We start from the raw sequence: 17,248 nt of genomic DNA, 5'->3' as shown, positions 1-17,248 counted from the left end.
GGCTAAAAGAAGTGAAATTCAGCTAAAGCTGGCAAACCCTATCTCGTAGAGCTGGCGGAGCATGCGTAGGACTTTCTTAGCGGTGTGCTTGAAGCGGAAGTTTTTCCCATACTCCACCTTTTTATCATCATTACCCTTATCATCAACAACTTCACCCTTAGCTTCTGGCTCATTGCTCTTCTCATTTTTAGTATCCTTTTCGTCTCCTTTCTTCTCCCAGTTTGTAAGCATTTCAATTATTGCGCTATTGTTGAGGTTTTCGAGATCTCTCGTTATCTTTAATGTCCTCTCGCTGTTATTTTCTTTGAATTTTACTTCAAATTCCCTTTCAATGCAGAACTCTAGGACTTTTAGTAGGGGCTTTTCCAGCCTCTTCCTGTTGCCGTGGAACTTGGGTAGGATTTTCATGAGTATGGCGAGGTCAAAGATTTCGTCATCGTTCTCGAATTTAACTATACTGGCTTCCTCGCTTTCTTTTGCGTTTTTGAAGAACAGTGCAATCTCGTCAACGATACGGTAGCCGAAGTGCATGTCGTAGGGTTCGAGAGCTTTGTTAAGCCCTATCAAGATGCTCCAGTAATCAGAGTGCTCGCTCTTAAATTCCTTCACAGCTTTGTTTGCCTCTTCTTTCGAGCGAGCAAGGAACATTTTTCCAGAACCGGCTAGATCCTCCAAAATGACTGTCCTGAGGGTGTTTTTAATCTCGTCGGCTTTGTCCTCATTAACAGAATCTGGCGGATATTTCTCAAGGTTAACGTCGTGGAATTCCATCACGAAGGCTCTATCAAGGACCTTGGGGCTGAAGGAGTAAGTAGTCTCGTCCATGTTGACCGTTCCGATGATGTAGAGGCTCGGCGGGAGGTAGAGCTTTTTTGGAATACCTTCGAATATCTCAATTCTATCGTTGTCGTGTAGGGGTATTCCTTCCCGAGTGAAGCCACGTTTATTTCTTCCACTCTCTAAAATACTCAGGAAATCTGCAAAGTAGTACTCGACATGAGCTAGGTTCATCTCATCTAAGAGAACAAAGTAGGGCTTTGCATCATTTGTGAATATTCTTTGCAGGGTCTCTTTGTTTAAGAAGGAAGTATCATCCCGAACTTCTTGGATTGTAACAGGGATTCCCTCAAAAGATATCTCAAAACTTCCTAGCCACATAACGTCTCGTCTGTGTTTCTGAGGATTACTATCGGTAGGTTCTGGGACATAGTAGTAATCACTAGAAACAATGCCTATTGCTACAAGATTCCTGCTCTTTTCTAGTGGCATAAGGATAATATCCCCTTTTGAAATCTCCTTGAAGAACTTTAACGTCTGACCTAAGGGATCCACTGTTCTGGTTAGATTCTCTAATTCTTGATCAGATAACTTTCTCATATCCTCAATCTCATTCCAGCCTATTGAGATGTAACCATTTCCCAATGCAGTAGATGCGTATTTGTTTGGGTTCCCTTCCTCCCCGCACCGGATAAACCAGACTTTGTGCGTATGTAGATAGTCTTTGGAGAATACATAGTTCCTAATTGCATCAATAATAAACTCCAACAGGGGTGTTTTATGGTACTCCCCGGTTAGTGGGTTGTAGTAACCGAGCAAAGCTTTGGAATCGCGCCAGTCCGGGCGAACCGGGAGGAAGAGGAAGTTCCTCTTGGAGCCATCTAGCAGTTTGGCTAGTTGCTGGGCAATTTTTGTTTTCCCGGTTCCAGTTAGGCCTGAGAGGATCACAAAACCTTTAGTCTTGAGAGCAACGTAAAACTGAGAAACTAAATGGGGAGGGTAACTGTATCCCTGTGAATCAAAGTAGTGCTTTAGTGTAATTGGTTCGCTACCGTTTCTTCTTCCTTTCTTGGTGAAATAAAACACTGCTTCACTCATGTCCTTGACGCTAGCTTCCTCAACAGCAATATTCAAAGCACTTAGGAACCTTAGATATTCCTCAGTAACTTTTCTGAGTTTCTTTTTGTTGTATTTTTGAATGGCCCAGAACTTATTCAGTCCCAATCTCTTCATAGTTTCTTCGCTCATTATGTAACTGTGGATGGGAAAGAATACCTTCGGATTAAAAACAAAGAGCCATGAGCTTAGTGTGGACAATTTGGCATGGGGAGCACTCATTACCTGGAGAATAAGCTTGATAATCTCGCTATCTATCTCGATCTCTTTTATGTCGTTGATTTCTTCCACAATCTGCATTAGTTCCTGAAAATCCGACCTAGACAAAATGTCACGTGGCACCTCAACTGAAGCTTTTGCACTTCCCCACAACCATAATACCTCCATACCTAGCAATTCGTGAATCTTGTTGATGATATTTAGAAGCTCTTTAAACTCTCCTTCTGTAATTGAGTTTCCTTTCTTTGCCAATTCCTTTATTTTCTGAAGGTATTCTTTAAATTCTTTCTCTTTTGAGGCCCAGTCATCTTTATGTGCCGCCTTGAGTTCTTTTAATAGTGATGCTAGATTCTTTGACAGGTCTTTCGTTGCTACTTTCACCTGAAGCCACCATCCGAAGTGATCTACTATCACGAAATCAACTTCTCCTCCACTACATTCTTCTTCAAAAATGCTCCTCAGCTCTTTAAAACGGAAAAGGACTTCTGAATATTTTGTAGGCTTTCCCCATCCGAGTTCTTGGAAATACCAGTCGACAACATTATTCCAGGGAACAAAATAATCAGGGTAATAAAAAGCCAGTGTTTCAGAAATAAGGCCCTTCCCTGCTCCGTTTATCTTTTTCCACTTTTCAAAGCGTTCATCGATGTTCTCTAAAAGTTCCTCTGGACGGGTTTCAACAATCTCTTTGAGGAAATTCTGCCAGAGGTTCTCCAAATCTGCTATTGTTCGAAAGTAGAATCTAAGGGCATTCTTACCAGAATGCAGACGATGGATGGCCTTTTTTAGAAGCTCGTAATTGCCTGTATCCTTAACTTCATTAAGAATCTGTCTAAACTCCTGAATGTTTTTATCGGCCCATGTACTCTTCGCCTTGTGAAATTCTGTACGACAGTACTCTCTAATCAACTCCCGAAGTTCATTTTCGCTTATCATCCTCCCACCTCCGGAATAAGCTTCAAATAACCAACACCCTCCATCTTTAGCAGATTCTCAAGATTAAAAGCGTAGTTCAAACTAACATCGAACGAATATAGCTTAAATGTCAAATAGTCTTTGTCATTTAGGGTCCTATCCACCTTGGTCACTAACAATAACTGTGTTGTTGCTCCTGTATCTGCTAATGTGTCTCTATGACGTTTTGATTTTTCAAAAAACAAACTCTTCTTCCCAGGATAAACCACGATCGCGAACTTGCACCCCAAAGCATCCCTATAGGTGTGCATCTTGTAAATATCCTCGAGTTTAGCCCAAGTCTCGTACTTTCCCGTTTCCTCGACTATTTCAGTCTCCTCATCGAATTCTTCTATCTCCCTTGGCTCATCCACCACGTCGAGCTTGAACTTAGCATCAAAGACTCCAATGAGCTCTGCACCTCTCCTCGGATCACCATTAAAGAGCGAGAAATCTGGCCTCAGCGTTACAGAATAGCTCCATTTCTTGGGAGTTAGCCTCTTGTTATAGTAGAGCCTCCAGCCGTTGTCGAATTCAGCATAAATGTCTCCCCTCTCGGAAAGCTCTCCGGTGGGGAGCACATGGATCTTAAGTCTCTTCCTCCCAAGGATTCCCCCAAGCTCCTCAACGAGCCTGAAGAAGGCCCAGTACTCGTAGAGCTTGGCGATGTCCTTGTTGTCCATCGCCTTCTGAAGCTCTTCAAAGAAGGGGATGTACGAAGTGAACTCCCTATAGAGCTCCAAAAGATCGCGGTACCCGTCTCCCTTTAATAGCGTCTGAGAGGTGTAGGGAAAGATCTCCATCTCTCCTACTTCTTCCCAGAGTCCGTCGCTCCGGAGGAACTCAAGCTCGCTGAGGAGCTCTTTAATTGAACCAAGATCTGCAGAGGGATTCTTCCTGAAGACCTCAAGAACTCTTTCGCTCCAATCGATCAGCAAGTTCAAGAAGTATTTGGCAAAGCGGTTTTCTGGTGTGTCGGGAGTCTCGTACTTCCTAACGCCAAGAACCCTTGTAGGGGCGTACCTGTTAAGGTGCTCCGCTATGAGGATTCCTTCCCCTGCCGGTGCGAGATATTCAGGGTGCTGGATGATTGATATGAGAGTTTCGGGAGTTATCTCATCCACTTCATGAGCCTTCATCCACTCTTCCTCAACGACAAGCCTGCGCTTAACTCTTCTCAGTACGGTCTCAAATGCCTCAAGTATGCGCTCCCTATTTGAGCGAAGGTAATGGAGGGCAAAGAGTTCATTTACGGGTTCATCCCCTTCTCCTGCCACAAATGCTGTCGGAGCGGAAAGAGAAAATGGCAGAGATGAAGAGGCCCTTAAAATGTCTTCAAAGAGAGCGTTGTAGAACTCCCTATGAGCATCTACAATCTTTTGGCTCCTTCCCTTAACACTCATAATATCGAGAACTTTCTTGGAAAGAACTTCAACGGGCTTTTTGAGCATCCATTGATCGTTTTCGAAAATCTCTATGAAACTCTTGCCCACGTAGTTTTTGAACTGAAATGTTGCTATATAGGTATTTTCATTAATCTTCTCTGCCTCAAAGTTCTCATCCCCCCTCCTTAGTGTGAACGCCTTTTTTCCAATAATCCTGTACTCCTGCCATTCAAATAGATACAGTGTTCCATTATCTTTTATTATGCCTCCATTCTCTTTTTTATTTTTTAATCTGGCTTGTAGACGATATCTTCCTTCTTTGTCAAGCGACACTTCTAGGATGAAATTTTTATTCTTACTCTCTTCCATTTTACATATTTCCTCCAATTTGTGCATTAACTTCATCAAATGTTCTTTTCACGCTTCTCCAGTATATTAAATCCCTCTCATTCCGTATTCTCTCCTCGTTCACGAGATATGCACCCCTCGGGGTCTGCAAGATTAGTTTTTGCTCCAAAAGCTCCTTGACAGTATCATCCAAGGATTTCCATGGATTAATTATGCTAGAGAACATCTCACTGTTCACCTCATAGAGTACAGCAAGAAACTCTTCCAGATCCTCCTTAGTGGCCCCCTCTTCCCTTCCCATAACATTCTGGATGTAGTAGATGATGTTAAGGAGTAAAAATCTCCTTCTTCCCGCTCTTAGCCAGTCCTCCCCGTGCTCTGGATGTCTCTCTGGATGGAGCACGGTATCTTTTATGTACTCAAAAACACGATTTGGATCTCTTTCAGGAGCTCCCACACGAAACACCCTCCGGAGCACTTTTCGCACGTCTACCATATTCCAACATCATCAAAATCTCTACTCTCTATCCTTTCTCCACTTGGTTCATACTTCCACTCCCATAGAACGGCCTCGCCAAACTCCGTGTTAACTTCAACGGGCATATATCCAGCGCCGACCTCTATGTTGTTGAGTAGCTCGAAAGTCTCCTCATCGACCTCATAAACCTCAACTTTCAGCTTTCCATTTCCTCTAACTGCATATGGCAACCCATCCACGTAGAGCTCATAGCCCTCAACCCAATCTTCCCCAAGGAAAATTGCATCTTCTAGATGTCCATGTAGAGGCTTCCCCTTTCTCAAAGTCCCATAAACGGCTATTTTAATTGACATTTGTTAAACCTCCCAACTACCACCATTTTTCAAAATAATGGTTTTTTCTTCCCAGTTCTCTTTAAACCACTCGGGCCCTTCCGTATGAACCGGAATAATATAATCTGGGTCAATCTCATCAATAATATTCTTTAGTTCTTCCTTCGAAACATGGCCCGAAGCATGGAGGCCCCTCTGGAAGAGAGGATGTCCATCGCGATCAACTCTAAACCCATACACCTCAAAACCAAAATACTGAAGCCAGTTCCAGAGTCTCAAAAAGCTGAATACCTGCTCTTCTCCAAAAGCTTCGCTTGATGAATAAATGTAAACCCCTCCACCGGGCATCACATCTAATAGATGGGGCATATCGTAGAATGAAAAGCAGAGAATGTAGTTTTCCTGCTCTTCTCTGATTTCAAATGGAGAAATGTATTGCTCGGCGTAATTGCCCCAGACGACTATTTCCTCCCACTTCTGTCTTGTGGCTTTAAAGTTCCCATAAATTTTAAGCCCTGAAAGTCCGTCAACTCCATCAACAAGCTTTAGTGCATGAAGGAAGTATGCATCCTTTGCAGTTATCACAAGCTCTCTCCCTGTTTTCTCAGCAATCTTCTTAAAGGTCTCAAGTCGCTCGAAATTTCTCGCTGAAAAATCGGCCACAACAAGACCCTTGGCCTCTTCAACTATCTCTAGGGCATTCTTATAAACTTCCTCTTCAGAAACATTTTCATGCTCTTCCCGCCCCACCCTCGTGCCTTCGGTTATGAAGATGCTCGAGTTCTTGGCCTCTTTAATGAACCTTCTAGTCTTGTCCCCATTTTTGCCATGTAATCGAAAGTCTCCAGTATAGGCCAAGCTTATGTCACCTTCAATTATGTAAGCTGTTGCACCGTAAATTGAGTGATCCACACTGAAGGCCTTAATTTCAAATCCTAAATCTTCCTCGTTGAGGGTTTTCACATCACCGGGCAAAATTTTCTTAGCTCTTGAAGATTCCTGCCCGGGCCTGTAAGAAAGGAAATCTAAGAGGTCTTGTGAGTCTTCAGTGAGGATAATATCTCTCGAGAAGTAGTGAGACTTTCTATCTGCTTCCAGGACATAACCTTCTTCATCCTTATTCACCTTGACTTTGTAGTACGGCAATTCCATACCAAAGTGACTCCCACCAGCTGCAGTGTCATTCAAAGCCTTAACTATCGATATCGTCGTTGGAGATCCCACTATGGGAATGTTTTTGTCAAGAAGAGCCACGTTTCCAACATGATCTAAGTGAGCATGGCTTATGAGGACTGCATTAACTTTAGGCCGTGGGGATTTTTCAACTTCAGGAGAGAGATCCCTTGGGATTAGGTCTCCTCGATAGACACCAAGTTTTGGTATCATGCCAAGATGCCAGAGATCGTAAATCCCTCTTGCTGTTCTTTCACTTATGAATTCCTCATAATATTGAGAATACTTTGCAAAATTTATTCCGAAGTCCAAGAAAATGCCCTTTTCGCCCTCCTCAATGTGAATCTTTGTTCCACCAATAGTATCGGCACCATCGTAAATAGTTATTTTCATTACCAATACACCCCAACAACTGGTCGTAGTTATATTTTTTCATTGGAAATATTTAGATTTTTCTGAAAAAAACGTAGGGTGTTTTTTCATAATATTTTAGTTTACTTCCAAGTAAATTACTCCAAAGTAAATTAGATAGGAACAGCAAGTACTTAACTTTTTTAAAGAATCAAACCCCAATAATCTAAGGTGATTCCATGCACGAGCTCTACACGACCCTGGCAAGGTATTATGACACCATCTATCAAAGACGGGCCGAGAGGGTTAAGGAAGAAATTGACTCCGTTGAGGAAATATTTGAAAAAGATGCAAAACGAGAAGTAAAGAGAGTTCTCGATTTGGCCTGTGGAACTGGAATCCCCACACTTGAACTTGCAGAGAGAGGGTATGATGTGGTTGGCTTAGACCTTCATGAAGAGATGCTTGAGGTTGCAAGGCGAAAGGCCGAAGAGAGAGGACTAAACATAAAGTTCCTTCAGGGAGATGCCCTTGAGATAAATTTTGAAAATGAATTCGATGCGGTAACGATGTTCTTCTCCAGCATCATGTATTTCGATGAAGAGAATCTTCAAAGGCTCTTTAAGGCTGTTGTCAGAGCGCTCAGGCCAGGAGGAGTGTTCATTGCAGACTTTCCATGCTGGTTCTATGGAGGAAGTGATGGCCCAATAGTCTGGGATGAGAAAAAAGGAGAGGAAAATTTAATAATCACGGATTGGCGTGAAATCGAACCAGCAATCCAAAAGCTCCACTTTAAGAGGCTAGTGCAGATAATTAAGCCAAACGGAGAAATGAATGCATTTTTTGTTAATGATGAACTCAACATCTACACACCAAGAGAAATGAGACTTCTAGCCAAGGGACACTTCAGTGAGGTTAAAATCTACGGCCACCTGAAGAGGGAACTCATGCCAAATGACAGAAGATATTGGCTTGTGGGGATTAAGTAAACTTTTTAAACCCTAAATCCTCTTTATTTTCTGGTGGTGCATATCGTCAATCGCTACGCCTATTATTAAGCCCATTAAAAAATTCCCTTTTTTCTGGTTAGTGAACTCTTTTTCAAATGCACCGCCAGAAGGATTAACCTTTTTAAGCCTAGCTTTTAATAGGTTAAACATCTCTAAAAGAGGTGAGATATGATGCTTCCAAAGAGCTATGAACCAGAGAAAATAGAGCCAAAATGGCAAAAATTCTGGCTTGATGAGAAGATATACAAATACGAACTCGATGAAAAGAAACCGGCCTATTCAATAGACACTCCACCCCCATTTACAAGCGGGACCCTACACTTGGGCCACGTGCTCAGCCACACTTGGATTGATATTGTAGCAAGATACAAAAGAATGCGCGGCTATAACGTGCTCTTCCCTCAGGGTTTTGACAACCATGGCCTGCCAACAGAGCTTAAAGTGGAGAAAGAGTTTGGAATAAGCAAAGATCAGCCAGAGGAATTCCTTAAGAAGTGTATAGAATGGACTTGGCAGGCAATTGAAGCCATGAGAAACCAGTTCATAAGAATAGGTTATTCCGCAGACTGGGATTTAGAATACCACACGATGGACGATGAGTACAAAGCTTTGGTGCAAAAATCCCTCCTTGAATTTTATAAGAAAGGGCTCCTCTACCAAGATAAGCATCCGGTTTACTGGTGCCCGAGGTGTAGAACTAGCTTGGCAAAGGCTGAAGTAGGATATGTGGAGGAGGATGGTTATCTCTACTACATCAAGCTCCCCATCGCTGGAGAAGATGACTACATACCAATAGCCACCACGAGACCGGAGCTCATGCCAGCATGTGTTGCCGTGTTTGTACATCCAGATGACGAGCGCTACAAGGACAAGGTAGGGAAGAAGGTAAAACTTCCAATATTCGAGAGAGAAGTGCCCATACTGGCTGACGAAGACGTAGATCCAAACTTTGGTACTGGAGCAGTGTATAACTGTACCTATGGTGACGAGCAAGATGTTGTGTGGCAGAAGCGCTATAATCTGCCAGTGATTATAGCTATAGACGAAAACGGCAGAATGAACGAAAACGCCGGCAAATACAAGGGACTAACAACCGAAGAGGCGAGGGAAGCTATAGCAAAAGACCTTGAAGAGATGGGCCTTCTCTATAAGAAGAAGAAAGTGCACCACCGCGTGCTGAGGCATACAGAGAGGAGCTCATGTATGGCGCCTATCGAACTATTGCCAAAGAAGCAGTGGTTCATAAAGGTGAAAGACCTTACGGATGAGATAGTTAAAGTGGCAGAGCAGATTAATTGGTATCCGGAAGATATGTTCCTAAGGCTCAAGGACTGGGCAGAGAGCATGGATTGGGACTGGGTGATAAGCAGGCAGAGAGTTTTTGGAACACCAATTCCATTCTGGGTTTGTAAGGACTGTGGCGAGATAATCCCTGCGAGAGAAGAAGACCTTCCAGTAGATCCAAGATTTGACAAGCCTCCGGTAGAGAAATGTCCAAAGTGTGGAAGCACAAACCTAGAAGGCGTAAAAGACGTTCTCGACTGCTGGGTAGATTCGAGCATTACCCCCCTCGTGATAAGCAAGTGGCAGAGAGATGAAAAGTGGTTCAAGCACAACTTCCCAACTTCACTGAGACCACAGGGTACGGACATTATAAGGACATGGGCATTCTACACAATTTTCAGAACTTACATATTAACGGGGCAAAAACCATGGAAGAACATTCTTATCAACGGTATGGTGGCCGGTCCGGATGGAAGGAAAATGAGCAAGAGCTATGGTAACGTTGTCTCACCTGAAGAGGTTATTCCAAAGTATGGAGCAGATGCCCTAAGGCTGTGGACAGCCCTAGCTCCACCGGGAGAAGACCATCCGTTTAAGTGGGAAATAGTAGATTACAACTACCGCTTCCTCCAGAAGCTCTGGAACATATTCCGCTTTGCCGAGAGACACATCAAAGACTTCGACCCGGAAAAGGCACCAAAAGAGCTTGAGCCCCTTGACAGGTGGATACTCTCAAGACTTCACCGCTTAATAAAGTTCGCAACGGAGGAGCTTGAAAAATACCGCTTCAACCTTCTCACAAGAGAACTCATGACGTTCGTATGGCACGAGGTGGCCGATGATTACATCGAGATGATAAAGCACCGCCTCTACGGAGATGACGAGGAGAGCAAGCTCAAAGCAAAGGTAGCACTCTATGAGCTCCTCTACAACATAACGCTTCTGCTTGCACCGCTTGTACCCCACATAACCGAGGAGCTCTACCAGGAGATGTTCAGAGAGAAGGTGGGTGCAAAGAGCGTTCATCTTCTCGAGTGGCCTACCTACAGGGAAGACAGAATTGATGAAGAAGCCGAAAAACTTGGAAGGCTTGCGAGCGAGATAATTGGAGCAATGAGGAGGTACAAGAACTCTCATGGATTGGCTTTAAATGCCAAGCTCAAGCACGTGGCAATTTACGCAACGGACAGCTACGAGATGCTTAAGGCAATTGAAAAGGACATTGCTGGAACCATGAACATCGAGAAGCTTGAAATAATCAAGGGCGAGCCGGAGCTAGAAGAGAGAATCACGGAGATCAAACCCAACTTCAAGAGCGTAGGGCCCAAGTATGGAAAGCTGGTGCCGAAAATCACAGCCTATCTTAAGGAAAACACCGAAGATGTGGCAAAGGTCCTCAAGGAAAAAGGTAAAGTGGAGTTTGAAGTCGAGGGGCAAAAAGTAGAGCTCAGCAAGGAAGATGTTGTTATCAGAAAAGCAGTATTTAGCGAAGGGGAGGAGGTAGAAACGGCAGTAGTTGGAGATGCCGTTATTCTCTTCTTCTGATTCTTTTGTTTTCAAGTTCTTGATAACTTATGGAGGCGTAAGCAGCTTACGGTACCATAAGTTATATCTTTGTTCGGAAAATAGATAAAAGTCAACAATTATAACAGAGCATCTCGGCCCTTTTCAACAGAATGACCCGATAGAGCTTGCCGTTTATTATCCTCGGAACTGAGATCTTATTAAGGTGCTGGATTCTCTTTCTTTCTAGGGCTACAAAGCCAAGCTCCCTCAAGACTTGAACGAAGTCTTCCCACCTTATGTTGAGCCACTTTGAGTATTCATTGAAGAGCTCCTTTTCAACCACCAAAAACTTCTTCCCGTCTATTAAAAATCGTTTCTTATGTTTTGGCAACTCTTTTCTCAGCCTCCACTTTGCGTGGAGGGGCGATTGAACTTCCAAGACAGCTTCATCCATAGGTTTAGCCTCCAAAATCATTTTGAGCAAGATTTCAAGGATAAGGTTTATCCTATCAGGAACACCGATTATGTCCCCTCTTAAAGATATTTTTCTCCTTTTGACCTTGATCCCTCTCTCTTCTAGTTCTTCCCCAATCTTTGGAGTAGTCTTCTTTTTTGTGCCTCCGGTGTCAACAATACCCCCGATTATAAAAGCACCAGCTGAAAAGTCCTCTTTGCTCAAATCTTTCTCAGCCCAGGGGTCTAGGAGAACCACTTCCTCTATGCCCTTTCTTTCAAGAAATTCCCACGTTGGGCCTTCGTAGGCTGTAACTTTTTCTAAAGGAAAGTTTGCCATCTTCTTAAATTCCTCGTTAACCCATGTAAGTGCCAGCCTATTTCCCCAGAGATAATCCCTCATTACGCCATAGCTTTGAGATGCCTGAAGGGCAACTTTCTTCTTTTCTTTTTCCGTATGCTTTTCCCAATGCATGAGGTCTATTATGAAATAGGGCCACCTGTAGGAGGAGAGCTTTTCCTTAAGTTCTTTACCGGTAATTGCAATTTCAAATTTTTCAAGATGGGAGGAATTCAAGGGTATATATGCAAAAAGCGCCCCTTTTGTGGGGTTTCCTTCCAAGTCCCACGCTATTGTTGTAGGTTCTTTTACCTTTACAATTACTCCCCTCTCTTCAAGAAGAGCTATTGCAATTTCTTGGAGTGGTTTCTCTGAAGATCTTTTGGGCACTCTCCTAGAGAGGCTTCCGATTTTGTCTATTCCTTTTTCCATGAGAAGTTCCTTGAAAACGTCACTGAGCATTTTCATAGTCATCGTTTTGAGCTCGGAAGAGGGTTTTTAAGGTTTTCTCTCAAAAGGGCGTGTTTAGTTTCACCCCCTGTTATTTAAACAGTATTTGACTCTGAGGAGGATTTTCAGACCATAACACATTACCCCAAGCAGGATTCGGGTTACAGTAGTCTTTTTCAGAAAACAGGGGATCCTACTGCCAAACCACGTTGTAAACGCACCCCAGAACCCCTCATGAGGATTCCTACGCCTGTACTCTTCTTCAGAAAACACTCTGTCTCTCTTCTTACTACCAAAACCACCTGGAGCGTTCTTAGTTTTCTTAACAATCGGCCGATAACCCTTTTCCACCACAGTGTTCAGAACTTTCTTTGAATCATAAGCCCCATCAGCATAAAAATTCCCAGAACCCCCCGGCAGGAGTTCAATCAGCTCGTTCTCAGAAGTTGTGATCTTCACAGCAACCGGATACAGTAAACCCGGCAGGATTCTCGTTATTGCCTGAACTTCTATCCTGCCCTTTTTTTATTTGTAATAATGGTTGAGTCTGCTTGAGTGCTGGCGTAGGGTAATTTCTGGAGTTTTTTCAGGAGGTGGTTTGTCAGTTCTTCGAGGTTCAGCTTTTTCTCCCAGTTGTGGAGGGTTGAGTAGTGAATGTTTGCTCCGAAGAATTTTCTGCCGTAGTGCTGGGCGTCTCTGAGAGGTAGGTTGTAGTATTGTTTAAAGAGGAGTATTGCCAGTATTGTTTTTACTGGAAATTTTTTGGATTTTGGCAGGTTCTTCAGCTTTCCTTCTGATTCGAAGTCTGCTAAAACGTCAAGAATTGCGAATGCCACGCTTTCAGGGTCTTTGAGTCTGTGATCCCATCTGGGGATCACGACAACCACCCGAAAGAATTCAGCAAAAACCCTAATAAAGGTTACTATAAACACGCCCCTCTCAAAAAGCTGGATATTTATTCACGCCTTAGCACTACTGCCTGAACGTACTCTCCAAAATCTTCCTCCACCTTTTGCAGGGTTTCTTTGCTGAAGTCTGGAACGTAAACAAATACCAGCCGTTCTTTCTCCTCCGCAATGTATCCTTTTTCTTTCGCAATTGCCAAGACTTCCTGATTAAGCCTCGTCTGATTGTACCCATACTTCTTAAAAAGCTCCCAAGGATAAAGCTGGAGGTAAGGACTGCCAATCTCTTCAAGTGCTTCTTTTGATGGATGGGCATAAAGAACTCTAATCCAGTCGTCTCTATAGATATACATCTCCTCTCTTTTCTCGGAGCCTTCATAAAGAACCCAAAGAGGCTTGTGAGAGAGGTCAAATGTATAGATGCCGGTTCTTTTTCCTTTCCAAGTATCTGCCAAAACTATAACTTCCACATTTTGATAGTCTTTCAAAAACTTGATTTCAAATGATGGGAATGTGAGGTCTAAGGTGCATATAATAGATGCAGGATTACACTTCCACAGCTTGAAGGTGAGCTTTATCTTGTTTCTTTCTTCCTCACAGGATAAAAGCTTAAGGTAGTACATCCCGCTTGTTCCAAAGCTTGTGTATATTCTCACATCCTCTTCAACCTCTTCGGCCCGGCTATGGGTATAGTTTATGGGACAAACAGGTTCTGGTCTTACAAAGTCTTCATCGTATTCTCCCCGAACTTCAATTTTAACTGCCTCAAGGGGGATGCCCTGCTCTTCAATTGCCTTTATAAGAGCTTCCTTATCTCCGTATGGACTTATTGCAATGTGGATGTAGTTATCTCCTGCCAAGCTGTCCTTTCCAAGCCATATTGCACCGATCCCATAGCTGGAATTTGCGGCCAAGCGCTCGATTTTAATTCGCCAGAGCTGGAGATCGTTTTCATCCCATGTTTGAGAGTTACTCTTAAGTGTCCCGGCATAATAAGCCGAGAAAAGAAGTATTGCCACAACAATTAGTATAATCCATTGCTTCATTATCCTCTCCAATACAGTTATTCTCCAAAAATATAAATTAGTTTCGATGGTTTCAAAAAGGTAGGAATAAAATCAGAAGGCAATTCCCATTTCTTCCGCGATCTTCCTGAGCCTCTCAATTCTCTTGTGGGTTGGCGGGTGTGTTGAGAACAGCTCTGCAAAGCTGACGCCTCTAAATGGATTCACAATGAACATGTGGGCCGTTGCTGGGTTTCCGTCTTTGAGAGGTCTCATTGAAACAGCATATTCAATTTTCTCGAGTGCTCTCGCTAGAGCCCATGGCTTTCCGCTTATCTTTGCGCCGGTTTCATCTGCCAAGTACTCTCTTGCTCTGCTTATTGCCATTTGGATGAGCATTGCAGCTATTGGAGCAAGTATTATTAAAAGTATAGCTCCCAAAGCACTGCCAGCATCTCTATCCCTGTCCCTACCTCCAAATCCCCCGAGCCATAGCATCCACCCTGCCCATCTTGCCACCATGATTATCGCTCCTGCCAGAACAGCGGCTAAAGTTTGAATTAAGATGTCTCTATTCTTAATGTGGCTTAACTCATGAGCTATTACCCCTTCCAGCTCATCCTTATTCAGTATTCTCAAAAGACCTTGAGTAACTGCAACTACAGCATGTTTGGGATTTCTTCCTGTTGCAAAGGCATTTGGTGTTTCAGTTGGCACAATTGCTACCTTTGGTGTCGGAATACCCGCTTCCTGGGCTAGACCCCTCACTATCTCGTAAAGCTCTGGGGCTTCATCCTCCTCCAGAATTCTAGCTCTGTACCAAGTTAAGACAATTTTATCACTATACCAATAGCTGAAAAAGTTCATTACTAATGCGAACATGAAGGCAAAGAGCATTCCGGTCTCATTACCTAGGACGTAGCCTATGGCCATTAATAAACCGGTGAGGAATGCCATTAAAACCCCCGTTCTAATCCACAGACCTACACCCATTCATCGTCACCTCCGAGTTTTAGGTAAGGAAGTATCTCATCATATACTTTAGTCCAATCGACGATGCCGATCCTCCTTTTTATGCCCCTGTTGAGAAGGTCTAAGATCTCTTCCACTACTTCTTCCGGAGATTTGTCTGTGGTATCAACCTCTATAATGTTTTCATTTTCATCTATAGCCTCTAAAAGACACACATCCACGAGCTCTGCTTCAACGTTCTCGGCTATTTTCCCCTTGCTGTATCCCCTCTCCTTTAGACGTTCACCTATTAGTTTTGGATGAGCGCGGAGGATTATAACCTGGTCGACTGGCATTAGATGGCTTAGGTGCCCGTCAAGCACCACATTTTTGTCTTTGAGTTCTTTCTCAACATGATACGCAAGCTCATCAATGCTGACCTCAAGTTCTTCCCCCTTCATCTCGCCCACACCCTGTTTTAGCGCAAATTCCCTGAGATCTACGTAATCGTAACCCAATTTCTCAGCCAGAAGTTTTGCTACAGTTGTTTTTCCAACTCCGGGTGTCCCGCTCACGGCGATTATCATTTTCTCTCACCTCTATCTAATTTATTAACCCAAGGTTTTTAAAGATATGGTTTTTTACGTCTTTTGTCGATATAAACTTAGGCATTAAGCGGAAGGTTTTTAAGGAATGAAGACGTATACACTCTGGTGATTTCCTATGAGGGATGATATGCTTTTGCAGAAGAAGCTTGAAATCATTAAGAAGCAAAAGGAAAAGCTATTGCTTGAGGAAGCTAGAATCTTGAGAATTCTTATGCAAGAAAAGATGAAAAAGAGCACCAGTTAAATTAGAAGACGTTAATTTTGTTTTCCAATATCATTTTTTGGATTTTTGTTATGTTTGCAAGCCACTCATCTGCTATCTCATAGGCCTGCTTTTCAAACTGTTCCACTTTATAGCCTGGCTTTGGAATTGCCTGGATGCTTGCCACAAGGGGTTGGTCAATTGGTTTTCCTATCTGGCTTAGGATTCTCACGTAAACCTCTTGCACTCCTTCTATCTGCTCGGCAATGTCGTTTGCTATTAAGTTGGCGAGGATGTTGTAGATCTTACCCACGTGGCTGACCGGGTTCTTACCAGCCGCTGCTTCCATACTCATGTGTCTGTTTGGAGTAATTAAACCATTTACTCTGTTTCCTCTACCAACACTTCCATCATCTCCGGCCTCTGCTGAAGTTCCCGTGACGGTTATGTAGTAGATGTCCTTTTCTGGGTCATCAGCGGTGTTAACGTAAATGTTAACCTTTCTGTTGGTGTATTGAGAAGCGAGCTCTTTAACCGCGTTGTATATCCCCTCCTTGACTCCCATGTACTCTTGCGGGTTTTGGACTTCGCTATCAACTATAGCAGCGGCAATTGTTAGATCTATTTCGTCACCTTTCCTGAGCCCCATTACCTTTATGTCTTCTCCAACGGCGGGCCATTCTTTTTTGAACTTTTCGCTGTTGAGGAGCTTCTCAGTTTCAAGGACTATCCTTTCAGTCTCACTTAACGGTGCATATCCTACACCAAAGGAAGTGTCGTTTGCAAGTGGTATTGGGTTCTCCTTGACTTTGTTGAAAACACCAACTAGATCAACGCTTCCCTGTCCTATCCTTGAGTCAATAACTACGTGCTCTTCTACATCCAGATGTCTAACCGCCTTCTTTAGATATTCCTTGGCTGCCTTGATGGCCACTTCATGGACTGGAAACATCTCCTTATCAACAAACTCAACAGCCCTGCCTGAAAGGAGGATATATATTGGCTTTATCACTTCACCGCCGCCGAACCTTGGATATGCCCTTCCCCCTACAACTTCAACTTGGTCTGTGTTGTGGTGGAGAATGATTCCATATCTCTTTATGTACTCTTTTGAGAGGGCCCTGCTAATGGCCTCTGCTATTCCATCGGCTATGCTGTCAGGATGTCCTATTCCTTTCCTTTCCACAAGCTCTACCTTCTGCATCTCGACGGGAGTCCTTACAAGCTCTTCAACAATGATGTTTCTCCTCTTTTCAACCATGATCATCACCCCAAATGAATTCTTACGTGCATAGTCTGAGGGTGCCTTTATATATTTTTCGGCATGATATTGAGGCTGAGATATAACTGACAGTTATTAAAGGGAGAAAAATTAAAATTCTCATCAGTGAAATATTGTACT

At 43.3% G+C, this 17,248-nt stretch carries 16 protein-coding genes; 3 read left to right on the top strand and 13 right to left on the bottom strand.

Going from position 1 to position 17,248, the window contains the following annotated elements; genetic code table 11:
• Positions 1 to 18: 18 nt before the first annotated feature.
• Genes ACZ5NL_RS00860 through ACZ5NL_RS00840 form a run of 5 tightly spaced genes read right to left on the bottom strand, consistent with a single transcriptional unit; the run spans position 19 to position 7,175 of the window.
• A complete protein-coding gene (locus ACZ5NL_RS00860) occupies positions 19 to 3,048 on the bottom strand; it encodes a hypothetical protein (protein ID WP_464842454.1) in 3,030 nt (1,009 codons plus the stop codon).
• On the bottom strand, positions 3,045 to 4,820 hold the full coding sequence (locus ACZ5NL_RS00855; protein WP_464842452.1) for a DUF2357 domain-containing protein: 1,776 nt from the start codon (positions 4,818 to 4,820) through the stop codon (positions 3,045 to 3,047). The genes ACZ5NL_RS00860 and ACZ5NL_RS00855 overlap by 4 nt, the downstream gene beginning before the upstream one ends.
• A 1-nt stretch (position 4,821) precedes the next feature.
• Positions 4,822 to 5,256 (bottom strand): hypothetical protein, encoded by a 435-nt coding sequence (locus ACZ5NL_RS00850; protein WP_464842450.1) that lies wholly within the window; start codon positions 5,254 to 5,256, stop codon positions 4,822 to 4,824.
• A 32-nt stretch (positions 5,257 to 5,288) separates the two neighbouring features.
• A complete protein-coding gene (locus tag ACZ5NL_RS00845; protein WP_464842449.1) occupies positions 5,289 to 5,630 on the bottom strand; it encodes a gamma-glutamylcyclotransferase family protein in 342 nt (113 codons plus the stop codon).
• 3 nt (positions 5,631 to 5,633) lie between these two features.
• A complete protein-coding gene (locus tag ACZ5NL_RS00840; protein WP_464842447.1) occupies positions 5,634 to 7,175 on the bottom strand; it encodes an MBL fold metallo-hydrolase in 1,542 nt (513 codons plus the stop codon).
• 197 nt (positions 7,176 to 7,372) lie between these two features.
• Here ACZ5NL_RS00840 and ACZ5NL_RS00835 point away from each other — a divergent pair, with 197 nt between their 5' ends.
• Positions 7,373 to 8,122: a class I SAM-dependent methyltransferase gene (locus ACZ5NL_RS00835; protein ID WP_464842445.1), complete on the top strand. Its 750-nt coding sequence runs from the start codon at positions 7,373 to 7,375 to the stop codon at positions 8,120 to 8,122.
• 12 nt (positions 8,123 to 8,134) lie between these two features.
• Here the strand turns inward: ACZ5NL_RS00835 and ACZ5NL_RS00830 are convergent, their stop codons facing one another.
• A complete protein-coding gene (locus ACZ5NL_RS00830; protein ID WP_464842444.1) occupies positions 8,135 to 8,293 on the bottom strand; it encodes a hypothetical protein in 159 nt (52 codons plus the stop codon).
• A 21-nt stretch (positions 8,294 to 8,314) separates the two neighbouring features.
• On the opposite strand from ACZ5NL_RS00830, the gene ACZ5NL_RS00825 reads away from it, so the two are divergent.
• Positions 8,315 to 10,972: a valine--tRNA ligase gene (locus ACZ5NL_RS00825; protein WP_464842443.1), complete on the top strand. Its 2,658-nt coding sequence runs from the start codon at positions 8,315 to 8,317 to the stop codon at positions 10,970 to 10,972.
• A 91-nt stretch (positions 10,973 to 11,063) separates the two neighbouring features.
• Here ACZ5NL_RS00825 and trm10 read toward each other — a convergent pair whose 3' ends face one another.
• The 6 genes from trm10 to ACZ5NL_RS00795 all read right to left on the bottom strand — a co-directional run bounded on the left by trm10 (position 11,064) and on the right by ACZ5NL_RS00795 (position 15,623).
• Positions 11,064 to 12,194, bottom strand: a complete 1,131-nt coding sequence (trm10, locus tag ACZ5NL_RS00820) for a tRNA (guanine(9)-/adenine(9)-N1)-methyltransferase (RefSeq protein ID WP_464843506.1) — start codon at positions 12,192 to 12,194, stop codon at positions 11,064 to 11,066.
• Between the two features lie 63 nt (positions 12,195 to 12,257).
• Positions 12,258 to 12,635 (bottom strand): hypothetical protein, encoded by a 378-nt coding sequence (locus tag ACZ5NL_RS00815; RefSeq protein WP_042697605.1) that lies wholly within the window; start codon positions 12,633 to 12,635, stop codon positions 12,258 to 12,260.
• 50 nt (positions 12,636 to 12,685) lie between these two features.
• Positions 12,686 to 13,108: a hypothetical protein gene (locus tag ACZ5NL_RS00810; protein ID WP_156882076.1), complete on the bottom strand. Its 423-nt coding sequence runs from the start codon at positions 13,106 to 13,108 to the stop codon at positions 12,686 to 12,688.
• A gap of 23 nt (positions 13,109 to 13,131) precedes the next feature.
• Positions 13,132 to 14,127, bottom strand: a complete 996-nt coding sequence (locus ACZ5NL_RS00805; protein WP_464842442.1) for a hypothetical protein — start codon at positions 14,125 to 14,127, stop codon at positions 13,132 to 13,134.
• A gap of 72 nt (positions 14,128 to 14,199) precedes the next feature.
• Positions 14,200 to 15,078 carry a zinc metalloprotease HtpX gene (gene htpX, locus ACZ5NL_RS00800; RefSeq protein ID WP_464842440.1) on the bottom strand — a complete coding sequence of 293 codons (879 nt, stop codon included), beginning with the start codon at positions 15,076 to 15,078 and terminating at the stop codon, positions 14,200 to 14,202.
• A complete protein-coding gene (locus ACZ5NL_RS00795) occupies positions 15,069 to 15,623 on the bottom strand; it encodes an adenylate kinase family protein (protein ID WP_464842438.1) in 555 nt (184 codons plus the stop codon). The genes htpX and ACZ5NL_RS00795 overlap by 10 nt, the downstream gene beginning before the upstream one ends.
• A gap of 136 nt (positions 15,624 to 15,759) precedes the next feature.
• On the opposite strand from ACZ5NL_RS00795, the gene ACZ5NL_RS00790 reads away from it, so the two are divergent.
• Positions 15,760 to 15,888 carry a hypothetical protein gene (locus ACZ5NL_RS00790; RefSeq protein WP_464842436.1) on the top strand — a complete coding sequence of 43 codons (129 nt, stop codon included), beginning with the start codon at positions 15,760 to 15,762 and terminating at the stop codon, positions 15,886 to 15,888.
• Position 15,889: 1 nt separating this feature from the next.
• Here the strand turns inward: ACZ5NL_RS00790 and ACZ5NL_RS00785 are convergent, their stop codons facing one another.
• A complete protein-coding gene (locus ACZ5NL_RS00785) occupies positions 15,890 to 17,107 on the bottom strand; it encodes a methionine adenosyltransferase (RefSeq protein ID WP_464842434.1) in 1,218 nt (405 codons plus the stop codon).
• Positions 17,108 to 17,248 lie beyond the last annotated feature (141 nt).

This window comes from Thermococcus aegaeus (genome assembly GCF_055393685.1).
This window is presented reverse-complemented; position numbering and strand designations above follow the sequence as displayed.